Below are 13,478 nucleotides of genomic sequence, written 5' to 3' on the forward strand. Positions count from 1 at the left end.
CATAATAAGAAAAGCCGGAGACAAAGATGGACATGAGCGTTTTCGATCTGTTCAAGATCGGTATCGGGCCATCGAGCTCGCACACGGTGGGGCCGATGGTGGCGGCGCGCCGCTTCCTGCTGGAGTCTGGCGCGCTGGACGACGCGGTGGGTGTCGAAGCCCACCTGTACGGGTCGCTGGCGCTGACCGGCGTCGGCCACGCCACCGACAAGGCGGTGATCCTAGGCCTGATGGGCGAGACGCCCCAGGACATCGACCCGGACACGGTCGAGGACAAGCTGGCCGAGGCGGAACTCGACGGCGTGCTGCGCCTGCTCGGCACGCACGAAGTGCCGTTCACGGCGCGCAGCAACCTGGTATGGCACAAGACCTCGACCCTGCCCGAGCACCCGAACGGCATGCGCTTCGTGCTGCAACTGAAGGATGGCAGCGTCATCGAGCGCATCTATTATTCGGTGGGCGGCGGCTTCATCACCGCGGCCGGCGAAGCGCAGACGCGCGCCGCAGAAGCGCCGCAGGTGGGCGTACCGTTCCCCTTCGACACGATGAGCGAGCTGCTGGCCCACGGCAAGCAGCACGGCCTGACGATCCCGCACATGCTGCGCGCGAACGAGCTGGCGCGTATGAGCGAGGCGGAGCTGGATGCGGGCCTGGACCGCATCTGGGTCACGATGCGCGACTGTATCGCCCACGGCCTGGTCACCGAAGGGCAGCTGCCGGGCGGCCTGAACGTCAAGCGCCGCGCGGCCACACTGTGGAAGCAGGCCCACTGCAACGAGGGCAGGCGCGTCAACGAACTGCCGCACGACGCGACCCACCACGTGACCCTGTACGCGATGGCGGTGAACGAAGAGAACGCGGCCGGCGGGCGCGTGGTGACCGCGCCGACGAATGGCGCGGCCGGCATCATCCCGGCGGTGCTGCGCTACTACGCCGAGGATTGCCGTCCGAGCGACCCGGTCGCCGGCATCCGCGATTTTCTCTTGACCTCGTCGGCGATCGGCATGCTGTGCAAGAAGAACGCCTCGATCTCGGGCGCCGAAGTCGGCTGCCAGGGCGAAGTCGGCGTGGCTTGCGCGATGGCGGCGGCCGGCCTGGTGGCGGCGCTGGGCGGCTCGAACGAGCGCATCGAGAACGCGGCCGAAATCGGCATCGAACACCACCTCGGCATGACCTGCGATCCGATCGGCGGGCTGGTGCAGATTCCCTGCATCGAGCGCAACGGCATGGGCGCGATCAAGGCGATCACGGCGGCTTCGCTGGCGCTGAAGGGCGACGGCACCCACTTCGTCAGCCTGGACAACGTGATCGAGACCATGCGCCAGACGGGGGCGGACATGCAGGCGAAGTACAAGGAGACTTCGCTGGGTGGCTTGGCGGTGCACGTTGTGACCGTGAATCACGCGGCTTGCTGATCGGAGCTGGGCGCATCGCATTCCCGCTCAGGGAATCGGGCCGGATGCGTTGACCGTACGGTGGGCACCCCGTGCCCACGCGGAAGCCGGCGTGGTGTTAGCCTGTGCCACATCGAAACCGACGCGTTAACGCGGCGCCGATTGAGGCGTTACGATATCGCGTCGGTTTCGATTTGAATGCGGCAAACACGGCGCATCGTTCCGCGTGGGCACGGAGTGCCCACCGTACGGTTGACGCCGCCAGTTGCGGTTACGTCGGTGGAGCGCTCCTGTCTCCACGATCACACAATCTCGACCACACATACAGGATCTGCCGGCCCGCACTATAATAAAAGAATCAACGCGAGCCCAACCGGATCATTTACGTATGCAATATGTGTCTACCCGCGCAACGAGCGCGTCCGCTTCCCGCAATCCGGAAACCTTCTCGAGCATCCTGCTCGGCGGCCTGGCCCCCGATGGCGGTCTGTTCATGCCGGCCACCTACCCGCAGGTGACGAACGACGAGCTGACCGCCTGGCGCCAGCTGTCCTACGCCGAGCTGGCCTATGAAATCCTGCGCAAGTTCGCGACCGACATTCCGGACGCCGACCTGAAAGCGCTCACCGCCAAGACCTACACCCCCGAGGTTTACCGCAACGCGCGCGAAGGCGAATCCGCCGCCGACATCACACCGCTGCGCACCCTCGAAGACGAGAACGGCCGCAAGCTGATCCTGCAAGCCCTGTCGAACGGCCCGACCCTGGCCTTCAAGGACATGGCCATGCAACTGCTCGGCAACCTGTTCGAATACGCGCTGGCCAAGAACGACGATGAGCTGAACATCTTCGGCGCCACCTCGGGCGACACCGGCAGCGCCGCCGAGTACGCGATGCGCGGCAAGCGCGGCGTGCGCGTGTTCATGCTCTCGCCGAACGAGAAGATGAGCGCCTTCCAGACCGCCCAGATGTTCAGCCTGCAGGACCCGAACATCTTCAACATCGCGGTCGAAGGCGTGTTTGACGACTGCCAGGACATGGTGAAAGCCGTCTCGAACGATTTGTCCTTCAAGGCGCGCCACAAGATCGGCACCGTGAACTCGATCAACTGGGCACGCGTCGTCGCCCAGGTGGTCTATTACTTCCGCGGCTACCTCGCTGCCACGAGCAGCAACGAGCAAAAGGTCTCGTTCACCGTCCCGTCCGGGAACTTCGGCAACATCTGCGCCGGCCACATCGCGCGCATGATGGGCCTGCCGATCGATCGACTCGTGGTCGCCACCAACGAGAACGACGTGCTCGACGAATTCTTCCGCACCGGCGTCTACCGCGTGAGGAAGAGCGCCGAGACCTGGCACACCAGCAGCCCGTCGATGGACATCTCGAAGGCCTCGAACTTCGAGCGCTTCGTCTACGACCTGGTCGGCCAGGACAGCGAGCGCACTGCCGCCTTGTTCCGCAAGGTCGACACCCACGGCGGCTTCGACCTCTCGGGCGGGCCGGGCAGCGACGGCGACGAGTTCGCGCGCGTCGGCGAATATGGCTTCGCCTCGGGCAAGTCGACCCATGCCGACCGCCTCGACACCATCCGCATGGCCTACGACGACTATGGCATCACCGTCGACACCCACACCGCCGACGGCATCAAGGTCGCGCGCGAGCACCTGGCCGAGGGCGTGCCGATGATCGTGCTCGAAACCGCGCTGGCCGCCAAGTTCAACGAGACCATCCTCGAAGCGATCGGCGTCGATGCCGCGCGTCCGGCCGGCTTCGAAGAACTCGAAGCGCTGCCCCAGAAATTCGTGCTGATGCGCCCGAACGTCGACGAAATGAAGACCTTCATCGCCGCGCATACCGGACTGTAACCATGACACCAACGATTGAGAAACTTGCGCCGCGCGCGATGCTGACCGTGCGCGAAGCGCTCGACACGCTGCTCGCCGCCGTGCATCCCGTAGCGGATATCGAGCAGGTGGCCACGCTCGACGCGAATGGCCGCGTGCTGGCCGCGGACCAGGCCTCGACCATCGACGTGCCCTCGGCCGACAACACGCAAATGGATGGCTATGCCGTGCGCGCCGCCGATTGTGTGAATGGCGGCGCCTCGCTGCGCGTGGCCCAGCGCATTCCGGCCGGCGTCGTCGGCGAGCCCCTGGAATTCGGCACCGCCGCGCGCATCTTCACCGGCGCCATGATCCCGCAAGGGGCGGACGCCGTGGTGATGCAGGAGCAGTGCGAAGCCCAGGGCGACAACGTTGTGATCCGCCACACGCCCAAGGCCGGCGAGTGGATTCGCCGCACCGGCGAAGACATCGTCGCCGGCTCGACCATCCTGGCCGCCGGCACGCGTTTGCGCAGCCAGGAACTGGGACTGGCTGCCTCGGTTGGCCTGGCGACACTGCCGGTACGCCGCCGCGTGCGCGTGGCCGTGTTCTTCACCGGCGACGAGCTGACCATGCCGGGCGAAGCACCGAATGGCCAGCTGGCGCCGGGCGCGATCTACAACTCGAACCGGTTCACCCTGCGCGGCCTGCTGGAAAACTTCGGCTGCGCATTCACCGACTACGGCATCGTGCCCGATTCGCTCGACGCCACCCGCGCCACGCTGCGCGAAGCGGCGCGCGAGCATGACCTGATCATCACCTCGGGCGGTGTGTCGGTGGGCGAGGAAGACCACATCAAGCCGGCCGTGGAAGCGGAAGGGCAGCTGAACATGTGGCAGATCGCCGTCAAGCCGGGCAAACCGCTGGCGTTCGGCCAGGTGAACAGGGACGGTGGTTCGAGCTACTTCATCGGCCTGCCGGGCAACCCGGTGTCGAGCTTCATCACCTTCCTGCTGTTCGTGCGGCCTTTCCTGCTGCGCCTGCAGGGCGTGAGCGGGCCGGTCGAGCCGCGCGCCTACGGGATGCGCGCCGACTTCAACCTGCCGAAAGCCGACCGCCGCAACGAGTTCCTGCGCGTGCGCGTGAATGCCGGTGGCGGCCTGGAGCTGTTCACCAACCAGGGCTCGGGCGTGCTGACTTCCACCGTGTGGGGCGACGGCCTGGTCGACAACCCGCCGGGACGCGTCATCAATGAAGGCGACATCGTGCGCTTCATTCCCTTTGCCGAACTCCAGCATTAAACGACCATGCAGATCGAACTGAAATTCTTTGCCTCCGTGCGCGAGGCCCTGGGCCTGGCGCAGGAGCGCGTCGACCTGCCCGAGGACGTGCGCACCGTGGGTGCGGTACGCGACTACCTGATCGCACGCGGCGGCGTCTGGGCCGAGACCCTGGCGCACGGGCGTGCGCTGCGCATGGCGTTCAACCATGTGATGTGCGCGCCGGAGACGGCGATTGTCGAAGGTGGGGAAGTGGCGTTCTTCCCGCCTGTTACCGGCGGTTGAAAGGCGTAGGGTGGGCGCCCTGTGCCCACGCGTGAACGTAAATCATTGTTGGCTTGATTGGCGTCCAGCTTGCCCAACAATGTTCATGTTTCACGCGTGGGCACGGGGCGCCCACCCTACGGATTCTGGCGCTCGTTGAACGCGTGGACGGGAAACCCGTCCACCCTACCAGTTACAACGCCGCGATCGACTTCTCGGCCAGCGCCAGCAGCTTCGCGCAGTTGTCGCTGCGCCCGCCGAACTCGCGCCAGGCCGTGGTACGCGCCACCGCCTGCCACTGCTTCAGCGACTCGGCATCCATGTCCGCCACCTGCGCACCGGCGCGCGAATAATAGCCGGCCACCGCCTGGTCGTCGGCCATCGCCTGGCGCAGCGCGAATTTTTCCAGGTCCGCGCCGACCGTCATGATCGCTTCCTGCTGCTGCCTGGTCAGGCGCGAGAAGACCGTCTTCGACATCATCAGCGGCTCCAGCATGAACCAGTAGCCGCCGCCGCGCGCCGTGGTCAGCGAGCGCGCCACGTCGGCCAGGCGGAAGGTGATCAGCGACGTCGATGAGGTGAACGCCGCGTCCAGCGCGCCGCTCTTCATGGCGTCGCGGATCTCGTTGGACGGCATGTTGACGATCGTGGCGCCGGCGTCCTGCAGGATCAGGTCCATCTCGTGCGAACCGCCGCGGGCTTTCAGGCCCTGCACCTGTTCCGGCCGCAGGATCGGCTCGGCGCCGCGCGAGGCCACGCCGCCGGCCTGCCAGATCCAGCTGATCACGACCAGGCCCTGGCTGTCCAGGATGCGCATCAGTTCCTTGCCGACGTCGGCGTTCTTCCAGGCATAGCCTTGCTGGTACGACGTCACCAGGCCCGGCATCAGGCCGATGTTCGCTTCCGGCGATTCGGCGCCGGCATACGACAGCGGCACCAGCGCCAGGTCGAGGCTGCCCTTGCGCAGCGCGCCGAACTGGGCGTTCGGCTGCATCAGCGCGGAATTCGGGTAGATCGAGAACTTCAGGCTGCCGCGCGTGCGTTTTTCCACCTCGGTGGCAAACATGCGGCACAGGCGGTCGCGGAAGTCGCCTTCCGTGATGCTACCGCCAGGGAATTGATGCGAGATCTTCATCGACTGCGAAGCGGCCCATGCGCTGCCGAGCCACAAAGGACTGGACGCGAGCGCACCCAGTACTGTCCTGCGAGCCAGTGATGGCCGTGACATTTCCGACATACTCATCCTCCAAGATGATTGAACGGCCGGCAAATCGTGCGCCCATCATGGGGCTGCATCGTTCACCTGCGTCTGCATAAGAATATTCCCATGACATCCCATGTCAAGAAGAATATTGTTGACTTAACAAATGCAGGATGAATAACTCGCCGGCGAGCACGCCAGTATCGGCCCGTCCCGCAGGACGGACCTGAGGTAGATCAAGGAGGAAAACGGCGTTATTTCTTGTCCAGCCGCTCGCAGACCGCGCAGTCCAGCCCTTTGCGCATGTTGTAAAAACGCCGCCCGATGAACAGCGCCGAGGCGACGACCGACCAGGCCAGGGCCGACGGCCAGGCGCGGGCAAAGGCTTCGCCGCGAATCAGGACGTCGACCGCGATGAGCAGCGCGAACATCGAGCCGGCGGCGAACAGGTACTGGCTGATCCAGTGGGACATGGTGGGCATGGTGTCTCCTTACAGGTTGTTCAGGAACTGGCGCAACGCGTCGTTCACGGCGCGGGGCTGGTCGAGCATGGCGAAGTGGCGCGCGTTGTCGATGAGTTTGACGTCCAGCTTCGGCGTGCCGGTCATCAGTTCCCGATAATACGCCACCTTCTCGCCGCCGGACATCCCCGTCAGGGCTTCATCCGGGCCGAAGGAGGGCGCGAGGACCAGCACCGGAACGCGGATTTTCGGCAGATCGGCGCGCAGGTCGAGCGCCATCACCGCGCCGGCGTAGTCCGCCACCGCCAGCGGATCGCTGCGCGCGGTGAGCTTGGCGATGTCGTCGGCTTTGCCCATGTCGACCACGCCCATGGTGCGCATGTACTGTCTCTGCTGCGCGGCAAAGGCAGGCCCGACTGCGGCAGCCATCTGCTTGCGAACCGCTTCGCCCATCGCCGGGCGCTGGGCGGTCGGCATGTCCTCGGTGCGCGGGAACACCGGCAAGCCGTCGATGGCGACCACGCCGCCCAATGCATCGGGCAGGTCTTCGGCAAGGGCGATCGACAGCGTCGCGCCGATGCTGTGGCCGATCAGTACCGGCTTGGCGAGGTGGCGAGAGGAGATCAGTTCGGCCAGCGTGGCCTTCGCTGTCATGAAGCGGTTCTCGGCAGCGGCGTCGCCGGCAGGCACGGGGCGCCCATCGAAGCCGGGCAGGGTGACGACGTAGATCGTGTGGCCGTTCCCCAGTTCGCGCACCGTCTCCTGCCACACCCAGCCCCCGGTCGCCAGGCCGGGAATCAGGACCAGCGGTTTCGCGCCGTTGCCGTGGCGCTCGACCAGCATGCCCTTGATGTCAAAACGCTCGGCGGGTGCGATGGTGGCGGCAAACCGGTTGGCAGGCTGCGGCGCGTCCTGTGCGAATGCGGGCGCGCCGGCGCCGAGGATCAATGCGAACAACAATGCTGCTTTCATGCTGGCTCCTGGTCGGGGGTGAAGATGGCTTCGATCGGTTGCTGGAAGATTTTCGAGATGGCGAATGCGAGCGGCAGGCTGGGGTCGTACTTGCCGTTCTCGATCGCGATCACGGTCTGGCGTGACACGTCCAGCAGCTCGGCCAGGTGGGCCTGGCTCCAGCCGTGTTCGGCGCGCAGTTCGCGGAGGAGGTTTTTCATTTGCCCGTCAGCTTGCGGATGACCTGCACGATGCCGAAGGTGCCGCACAACACGCACCAGACCGTGAACATCGACAGCTTCGGGTAGCCGGCGGTTTCGAGGAAGCCGTAGGTGAAGGTGAGGCCGGCGGTAATGGCGGCGGCCAGCGCGACGTTTTCCGTGAGCTGCTTGCGGATGAATTCGTCGACCCGCGCCAGATGGCGCACGATGGCCCAGATGGCGGCGCCGAAGCCGATCATCGGACTCACCAGCACCAGGGTGCGCAGCACGCCTTCCTCCATCGGGCGGCCGAAGCGGATGGCCGCCACCAGCAGCAGGGTGTACAGCGCGATCGCGCCGAACAGCTCGCGATGGTAGGTCCTGGTGACGCGTTTTTCGTGGCGCATTTCACTCCGCATGTTATTCATCTCCGGCTCCGATGAAGGGGTTATGTAAAGGATACTTTACATGCTAGATCAACAAAAAACCGATGTCAAGCACCCTTTACATTTGGCCTTGCCGGTCCGATCTCGACTACAATGCGGCCTCTCCATTTCAGCGTCAGCCAGCATGTCCGCATCTCCTCGATCCCCATCCCGCGTTGCCATCATCGGAGGCGGCCCCGCCGGCCTGATGGCTGCCGAAGTCCTGGCCGCAGGCGGCGTGGCGGTCGACGTCTACGACGCAATGGCTTCCAGCGGACGCAAGTTCCTGCTGGCGGGGAAGGGCGGCATGAACATCACACATTCCGAACCCTACGACGCCTTCGTGGCCCGCTACGCCGGACGCAGCCTCGAGGTGGCGCGCTGGCTGGCGCGCTTCACGCCGCAGGGCGTGCGCGACTGGATCCACGGCCTCGGCATCGACACCTTCGTCGGTACCTCCGGCCGCGTGTTCCCGCTCGAAATGAAGGCGGCGCCGCTGCTGCGCGCCTGGCTGCATCGCCTGCGCGAGTCCGGCGTGCGCCTGCATACGCGACATCGCTGGCAAGGCTGGCGCGACGGCCGGCTGGTCTTCGCCACGCCGGATGGCGAAACCCTGGTCGAGGCCGACGCCACCATCCTGGCCCTGGGCGGCGCCAGCTGGGCGCGGCTCGGCTCGGACGGCGCCTGGGTGCCGCTGCTGGCGGCGCGCGGCGTCGAGGTGGCGCCGCTGGTGCCGTCGAACTGCGGCTTCGACACCGACTGGAGCGCCCACTTCAGCGAGAAGCACGCCGGCGCGCCGCTGATCACGGTGGCGGTCGAATACGAAAACCGTGCAGGGCAACGCGAACGGCGACGGGGCCAGTTCGTCGTCACCGCCAGCGGCATCGAGGGCAGCCTGGTGTACGCCCTGTCGGCGCCGCTGCGCGACCAGATCGCCGCGCGTGGCGCGACCACGATCTGGCTCGACCTCGCGCCCGACCACGACGCGCAGCGCGTGCGTGCCGAGGTGTTGCGCCCGCGCGGCGCGCGTTCGATGGCCAGCCACCTGCAAAGCCGGCTCGGCATCAAGGGCGTGAAGGCCGGCCTGCTGCGCGAATGCCTGGATGCGGCCGGCTACAACGACCCCGAGCGCCTGGCGGGGGCGATCAAGGCGCTGCCGCTGGTATTGAAACGCCCGCGCCCGATCGACGAAGCGATCAGCAGCGCCGGCGGCGTGCGCTTCGAGTCCATGGATGCCAACGGCATGCTGCAGGCCGCGCTCGGCGTGTTCGTGGCCGGCGAGATGATCGACTGGGAAGCGCCGACCGGCGGCTACCTGCTCACTGCCTGCTTCGCCAGCGGACGGGCAGCGGGCGAGGGCGTGCTGCGCTGGTTGAAGGCAGTGTGATCGCAACATAAAATCGGGCCTCCCCAGCAAAGCCGTTGTCAATGCGGTTAGAATGCCCGCTTGTCGTCTGGATTCGATTCATGTCCCGCTCCATCGTTCACCTGCTGTTGTCGCTCCTGCTGCTGCTTGCGCAGCAGGCGTCGATCCTGCACGTCGCAACGGACTGGGGCAGTGCGCGCGGCGGCGCTTCGCTGGTCCAGGAGGGAGACGCGGGCCTCAAGCCCGGCAAGCTCCCCGGCGGCGGCGCCCACGATGCCTGCGCGCTCTGCATGGACAGCGCCCAGCTGGCCTTCGCGCTGCCGCTGCCGGTTTCCAGCTTCCTTCCGCTCACGCTGTCCTTCGACACGCCGCCCGGCGCCCACCGCGAAGGCGTGCGCCTCCTGGCACGCTGGAGCGTCCAGCCGCGCGGCCCGCCGCAAGCCTGATCACACTGCCCGTCTTTTTTCTGCTGCCACGGCGAACGCGCCCTGGCAGCGCCGCATGTTATCCGTTTGCAGAAGGTCGAATCACCATGAATACCCAACGTACGCTGCTGGCCAGCGCCATCCTCCTTTCCTTCAACGCGCCGGCCCTGGCGCAAACCACTGAAACCCACGACGCGCATCTGCACAAGGATACCGTGCCCCAGGTGCTGGTCACCGCCTCGCCATTCCGCAGCGCCGAAGGCGACCAGATCCTCACGCCGGCCAAGGTGCTGGCCGGCGACGAACTGCGCGACAAGACCGGCAGCTCGATCGGCGAAACCCTGTCGCAGGAACTCGGCGTCTCGGCCTCGGCCTTCGGCGCCGGCGCCTCGCGCCCGGTGATCCGCGGCCTGGAAGGCTCGCGCGTCAAGATGCTGGAAAACGGCATGGCCACCAACGACGTGTCCGGCCTGTCGAACGACCACGCGGTGGCGTCCGAAGGCGCGGTGGCGCGCCAGATCGAAATCCTGCGCGGCCCGGCGGCCCTGCTGTACGGCTCGGGCGCCATCGGCGGCCTGGTCAACATCGTCAACGAGCGCATCCCGACCACGCTGGAGCCGAAACCCACCGGCCAGGTGGAAGCGCGCTACGGGACGGTCGACAACAGCCGCAATGGCTCGGCCAGCATCGACGGCGCCAGCGGCCACGTGGCGCTGCACGTCGACGCCAACTGGCGCGAGACGAACGACTACAAGATTCCCGGCAACCGCGTGCTGGACGACGCCTCGACGGGCATGAAGCGCCTGCCGAACTCGGAAACCGAGGCGAAGGAACTCGGCGTCGGCGCTTCCTGGGTCGACGACTGGGGCTACGCCGGGCTGTCGGCTTCGCACCAGAGCAACCTGTACGGCATTCCCAGCCTGGAAGGCTCGCGCATCGACCAGAAGCAGGACCGTTACGACTTCGACAGCCTGGTCAAGGCGCCGCTGGCCGGCTTCGAATCCTTCCGCTTCAAGGCCGGCTACACCGACTACCAGCACGCGGAACTCGGCGAAGACGGCCCGGAAGTCCTGTTCGCCAACCGCTCGCTGGAAACGCGCGCCGAGCTGGCGCATGCGCCCGTGGCCGGCCTGCACGGCACCTTCGGTGTGCAGACCGAGAACACCCACTTCTCGGCCCTGAATGCCGAAGGCGGTCCGGACACGGTGCCGGTCACGCATTCGAAGACCGCGGCCGCCTTCATCGTCGAGGAAGCGAACGCCGGCCCGCTGCGCCTGAGCGCCGGCCTGCGCTACGAGAACGTCGAGCGCGACCCGGTCGGCAACCTCAAGCGCAGCTTCGACCTCGGCTCGGGCTCCTTCGGCGCCGCCTGGCCGTTCGCGCCGGGCTACAGCGTGGGCGCGACCGTGTCCTACGCCCAGCGCGCACCGGCCATCGAGGAACTGTACTCGGGCGGCCCGCACGACGCCACCGCCACCTTCGACATCGGCAACCCGAACCTGGACAAGGAAATCTCGCGCAACATCGAGCTGTCGGTGGCCAAGACCACGGGCCTGGTGCGCTGGAAGGCGAATGCCTACCGCAACAACGTGTCCAACTTCATCTACGGCCGGATCGACAACGACGCGCTGGTGGACGAGGAAGGCAACCCGGGCGACGAACTGCGCACCCGCGTCTTCGAGCAGGCCGACGCGCACATCCGTGGCGCCGAGGCCGAAGTGACCTACAACCAGACCGGCGCCGGCTGGTCTGGCCGCCTGTTCGCCGACACCTCGCGCGGCAAGCTCGATGCGGGCGGCAGCCTGCCGCTGCAGCCGGCCGACCGCGTCGGCGCCAGCGTCGGTTACCGCCAGGGCGACTGGCGCGGCGGTCTGTCGCTGGTGCATGCGCGCGGCCAGGACCGCCTGGCGGCATCGGAGACCACGGCCACGCCGGCCTACAACCAGCTGAACGCGAATGTCTCGTACACCCAGCACCTGGCAAGTACCGACCTCACCTGGTTCCTGCTGGCGAAGAACCTGCTGAACGACGACATCCGCGTGTCGACCTCGGTGCTGAAGGACATCGCGCCGCTGCCGGGCCGGAACTTCGTGTTCGGGGTGCGCGCCAAGTTCTGAAGGGGTGACGGGCCGTTCGGCATGACGCCTGCCTCCGGGCAGGCGCTTGCAAGGCGGCCTTCCGTCTCAGCGGCCGATGCGGGCGAAGCTTGCCTGCGCTGTCAGCATTCGGTGTTCCATACTGCCTGCACTCGCTGCCAGATCGCGTCCGGCATGGCAGACTGCCAGACTCCGCCCAAGACCCTGGCGAACCTTGGATCGGACCGGGCACGTTGCTCCACCCGGCCGATGAAGGCGGCGCCGTGCAGATCGAGCAGCTCTTCAAGCGGGCTGGCTGCGAGATTGCCCAGGAATGGCTCCATCCGGGGCTGGTCGATGGCTGCGAGTATTGCCTTCCAGGCCAGCTCGGGGTCGGTCTCTACCAGATACATGAAATCGTAGTACCCGGTCAGACCCTCGCTCTCCCTCTCATCCCGGGCGTCACGGGTGACCCAATTCACCCAGCGGTACCACTCGTCCAGCACACTTTCCAGGGATTGCGATCCATTCATTCCGCTTGCTCCACAATGCGGCCAAGTGTGACGGAGCGCCAAATGCCGAGCGCACGCAGGCAATCGTCCGTCATCAGGCGCTCACCGCAGCAGCGGTCCGATGTCTTCGCCGAGCATCTGAAGCGCCAGGGCCGGAATATCGGGATCGCCTTTGCTGCCCAGGACCGCGCCGACCCAGGCCTGCACCGCGGCCCGGCCGTGCCGCGCCTCGAGTCCGTCGAAGAGCGCCAGCGCGGCGCCATAGCGGCCCTGCTCGTCGCTGTTATCCGCGACCATGTCGTCGGGTGTGAACCTGAACGGTCCTGGCGGATTGTAGCTCGGGTCCTCTGCGCGCCGCGCACGGTCTTCCGGCGAGAGCTGGCGCTCGACGGCCTCCGGCTTGACCTGCAATCCGCCCCAGGCCCCGAGACGGGCCGCACCCAGTGCGCGGAAATCCTGCGCGCGCTGCTCGCGCGCCGCGCGGGCCAGGTCCGGACGAACCTGTCCGGTCACCTGCAGGCCGGCCCATTCCGCATGACCTTCCGTGAACCAGCGCGGCAGGTGCAGGCCGCGACGTCCCTGGACCAGATGGACTTCCTCATGCGGCATCACGCTGACCAGGAAGCGCATCGACGCGTCGGACCATGCCTGTGCGTCGAACGTGTTCAGCCAGCGCAGTTCGCCGTCGCGTTTTGGCGGAAGGTAGGCGTGGTTGCGCGACAAGACCATCGGCGACCAGACGGCCTGGCTGCGCGCTTCGGGCATGGCCGCCGGCAGCAGGTCGAGCATGCCCATGAAACAGGCGGCCTTGGAGGCGGCGGCAGCGCCGAGTTCGGGGTCGTGGTAGATGCGCACGCGTGCACCGGTGATACTGGAGCGCGCTTCGATGTAGGGAAGGTCGCCGGACAGGGCGGGCATGGCGCTTACCTCTACCTGCGCGAGCGCGGCATCGGGCGTCGCGTCGGGACGGCAGGCCGCTTGCAGTGCCGGCAGCCCTGGCACCACCGCAGGGGCGTCCGCTGCGTGCGCTGCCAGGCAGGCCACGGCCAGGAAGGATGCGCAGCACAGGTGTGGTGCGCGAATTCGGTTCGGAGGCAATGCA

The 13,478-nt window shown here is 66.8% G+C and carries 14 protein-coding genes; 7 read left to right on the forward strand and 7 right to left on the reverse strand.

Features of this window, described 5'->3' with window-relative positions:
• The first annotated feature begins 26 nt into the window (after window positions 1–26).
• The 4 genes from QPK31_RS12615 (at window position 27) to moaD (ending at window position 4,781) form a co-directional block, all read left to right on the forward strand.
• Complete coding sequence (locus QPK31_RS12615; protein WP_290423282.1) at window positions 27–1,415, forward strand: L-serine ammonia-lyase; 1,389 nt, start codon at window positions 27–29, stop codon at window positions 1,413–1,415.
• A 367-nt stretch (window positions 1,416–1,782) separates the two neighbouring features.
• Window positions 1,783–3,258: a threonine synthase gene (gene thrC, locus QPK31_RS12620; RefSeq protein WP_290423283.1), complete on the forward strand. Its 1,476-nt coding sequence runs from the start codon at window positions 1,783–1,785 to the stop codon at window positions 3,256–3,258.
• Window positions 3,259–3,296: 38 nt separating this feature from the next.
• Window positions 3,297–4,517 (forward strand): gephyrin-like molybdotransferase Glp, encoded by a 1,221-nt coding sequence (gene glp / locus QPK31_RS12625; protein WP_374045806.1) that lies wholly within the window; start codon window positions 3,297–3,299, stop codon window positions 4,515–4,517.
• A 6-nt stretch (window positions 4,518–4,523) separates the two neighbouring features.
• The gene (moaD, locus tag QPK31_RS12630; RefSeq protein WP_290423285.1) at window positions 4,524–4,781 is read left to right on the forward strand and encodes a molybdopterin converting factor subunit 1; all 258 of its coding nucleotides are present in this window, start codon (window positions 4,524–4,526) and stop codon (window positions 4,779–4,781) included.
• Window positions 4,782–4,953: 172 nt separating this feature from the next.
• Here the strand turns inward: moaD and dctP are convergent, their stop codons facing one another.
• From dctP to QPK31_RS12655, 5 genes are all read right to left on the reverse strand, one after another.
• Window positions 4,954–5,997: a TRAP transporter substrate-binding protein DctP gene (dctP, locus tag QPK31_RS12635; RefSeq protein ID WP_290423286.1), complete on the reverse strand. Its 1,044-nt coding sequence runs from the start codon at window positions 5,995–5,997 to the stop codon at window positions 4,954–4,956.
• Window positions 5,998–6,215: 218 nt separating this feature from the next.
• The gene (locus QPK31_RS12640; RefSeq protein WP_290423287.1) at window positions 6,216–6,443 is read right to left on the reverse strand and encodes a hypothetical protein; all 228 of its coding nucleotides are present in this window, start codon (window positions 6,441–6,443) and stop codon (window positions 6,216–6,218) included.
• Between the two features lie 9 nt (window positions 6,444–6,452).
• The gene (locus tag QPK31_RS12645) at window positions 6,453–7,394 is read right to left on the reverse strand and encodes an alpha/beta fold hydrolase (RefSeq protein WP_290423288.1); all 942 of its coding nucleotides are present in this window, start codon (window positions 7,392–7,394) and stop codon (window positions 6,453–6,455) included.
• Window positions 7,391–7,594: a helix-turn-helix transcriptional regulator gene (locus QPK31_RS12650; protein ID WP_290423289.1), complete on the reverse strand. Its 204-nt coding sequence runs from the start codon at window positions 7,592–7,594 to the stop codon at window positions 7,391–7,393. Before QPK31_RS12650 ends, QPK31_RS12645 begins: the two co-directional genes overlap by 4 nt.
• Window positions 7,591–7,980 carry a hypothetical protein gene (locus tag QPK31_RS12655; RefSeq protein WP_290423290.1) on the reverse strand — a complete coding sequence of 130 codons (390 nt, stop codon included), beginning with the start codon at window positions 7,978–7,980 and terminating at the stop codon, window positions 7,591–7,593. Before QPK31_RS12655 ends, QPK31_RS12650 begins: the two co-directional genes overlap by 4 nt.
• Before the next feature lie 163 nt (window positions 7,981–8,143).
• On the opposite strand from QPK31_RS12655, the gene QPK31_RS12660 reads away from it, so the two are divergent.
• From QPK31_RS12660 to QPK31_RS12670, 3 genes are all read left to right on the forward strand, one after another.
• Entirely contained in the window at window positions 8,144–9,385 is a 1,242-nt protein-coding gene (locus tag QPK31_RS12660; RefSeq protein ID WP_290423291.1) for a TIGR03862 family flavoprotein, read from the forward strand.
• Between the two features lie 80 nt (window positions 9,386–9,465).
• Window positions 9,466–9,810 (forward strand): hypothetical protein, encoded by a 345-nt coding sequence (locus tag QPK31_RS12665; protein ID WP_290423292.1) that lies wholly within the window; start codon window positions 9,466–9,468, stop codon window positions 9,808–9,810.
• A gap of 86 nt (window positions 9,811–9,896) precedes the next feature.
• A complete protein-coding gene (locus tag QPK31_RS12670; protein ID WP_290423293.1) occupies window positions 9,897–11,906 on the forward strand; it encodes a TonB-dependent receptor in 2,010 nt (669 codons plus the stop codon).
• 101 nt (window positions 11,907–12,007) lie between these two features.
• Here the strand turns inward: QPK31_RS12670 and QPK31_RS12675 are convergent, their stop codons facing one another.
• Both QPK31_RS12675 and QPK31_RS12680 read right to left on the reverse strand, forming a co-directional pair.
• Entirely contained in the window at window positions 12,008–12,397 is a 390-nt protein-coding gene (locus QPK31_RS12675) for a DUF6869 domain-containing protein (protein WP_290423294.1), read from the reverse strand.
• 81 nt (window positions 12,398–12,478) lie between these two features.
• Entirely contained in the window at window positions 12,479–13,294 is an 816-nt protein-coding gene (locus QPK31_RS12680) for a hypothetical protein (protein ID WP_290423295.1), read from the reverse strand.
• Between the last annotated feature and the right edge of the window lie 184 nt (window positions 13,295–13,478).

This window comes from Massilia sp. YIM B02769, assembly GCF_030411995.1.
In the GTDB taxonomy this organism is placed as follows: domain Bacteria; phylum Pseudomonadota; class Gammaproteobacteria; order Burkholderiales; family Burkholderiaceae_D; genus Telluria.

Bases quoted from the DNA above. Each gene is read 5' to 3' on its own strand.
- QPK31_RS12655 (WP_290423290.1), bottom strand. From the start codon at position 7,980: ATGCGCCACGAAAAACGCGTCACCAGGACCTACCATCGCGAGCTGTTC.
- QPK31_RS12645 (WP_290423288.1), bottom strand. From the start codon at position 7,394: ATGAAAGCAGCATTGTTGTTCGCATTGATCCTCGGCGCCGGCGCGCCC.
- moaD (WP_290423285.1), top strand. From the start codon at position 4,524: ATGCAGATCGAACTGAAATTCTTTGCCTCCGTGCGCGAGGCCCTGGGC.
- QPK31_RS12640 (WP_290423287.1), bottom strand. From the start codon at position 6,443: ATGCCCACCATGTCCCACTGGATCAGCCAGTACCTGTTCGCCGCCGGC.
- QPK31_RS12665 (WP_290423292.1), top strand. From the start codon at position 9,466: ATGTCCCGCTCCATCGTTCACCTGCTGTTGTCGCTCCTGCTGCTGCTT.
- glp (WP_374045806.1), top strand. From the start codon at position 3,297: ATGCTGACCGTGCGCGAAGCGCTCGACACGCTGCTCGCCGCCGTGCAT.
- dctP (WP_290423286.1), bottom strand. From the start codon at position 5,997: ATGTCGGAAATGTCACGGCCATCACTGGCTCGCAGGACAGTACTGGGT.
- QPK31_RS12615 (WP_290423282.1), top strand. From the start codon at position 27: ATGGACATGAGCGTTTTCGATCTGTTCAAGATCGGTATCGGGCCATCG.
- QPK31_RS12680 (WP_290423295.1), bottom strand. From the start codon at position 13,294: ATGCCCGCCCTGTCCGGCGACCTTCCCTACATCGAAGCGCGCTCCAGT.
- thrC (WP_290423283.1), top strand. From the start codon at position 1,783: ATGCAATATGTGTCTACCCGCGCAACGAGCGCGTCCGCTTCCCGCAAT.
- QPK31_RS12660 (WP_290423291.1), top strand. From the start codon at position 8,144: ATGTCCGCATCTCCTCGATCCCCATCCCGCGTTGCCATCATCGGAGGC.
- QPK31_RS12675 (WP_290423294.1), bottom strand. From the start codon at position 12,397: ATGAATGGATCGCAATCCCTGGAAAGTGTGCTGGACGAGTGGTACCGC.
- QPK31_RS12670 (WP_290423293.1), top strand. From the start codon at position 9,897: ATGAATACCCAACGTACGCTGCTGGCCAGCGCCATCCTCCTTTCCTTC.
- QPK31_RS12650 (WP_290423289.1), bottom strand. From the start codon at position 7,594: ATGAAAAACCTCCTCCGCGAACTGCGCGCCGAACACGGCTGGAGCCAG.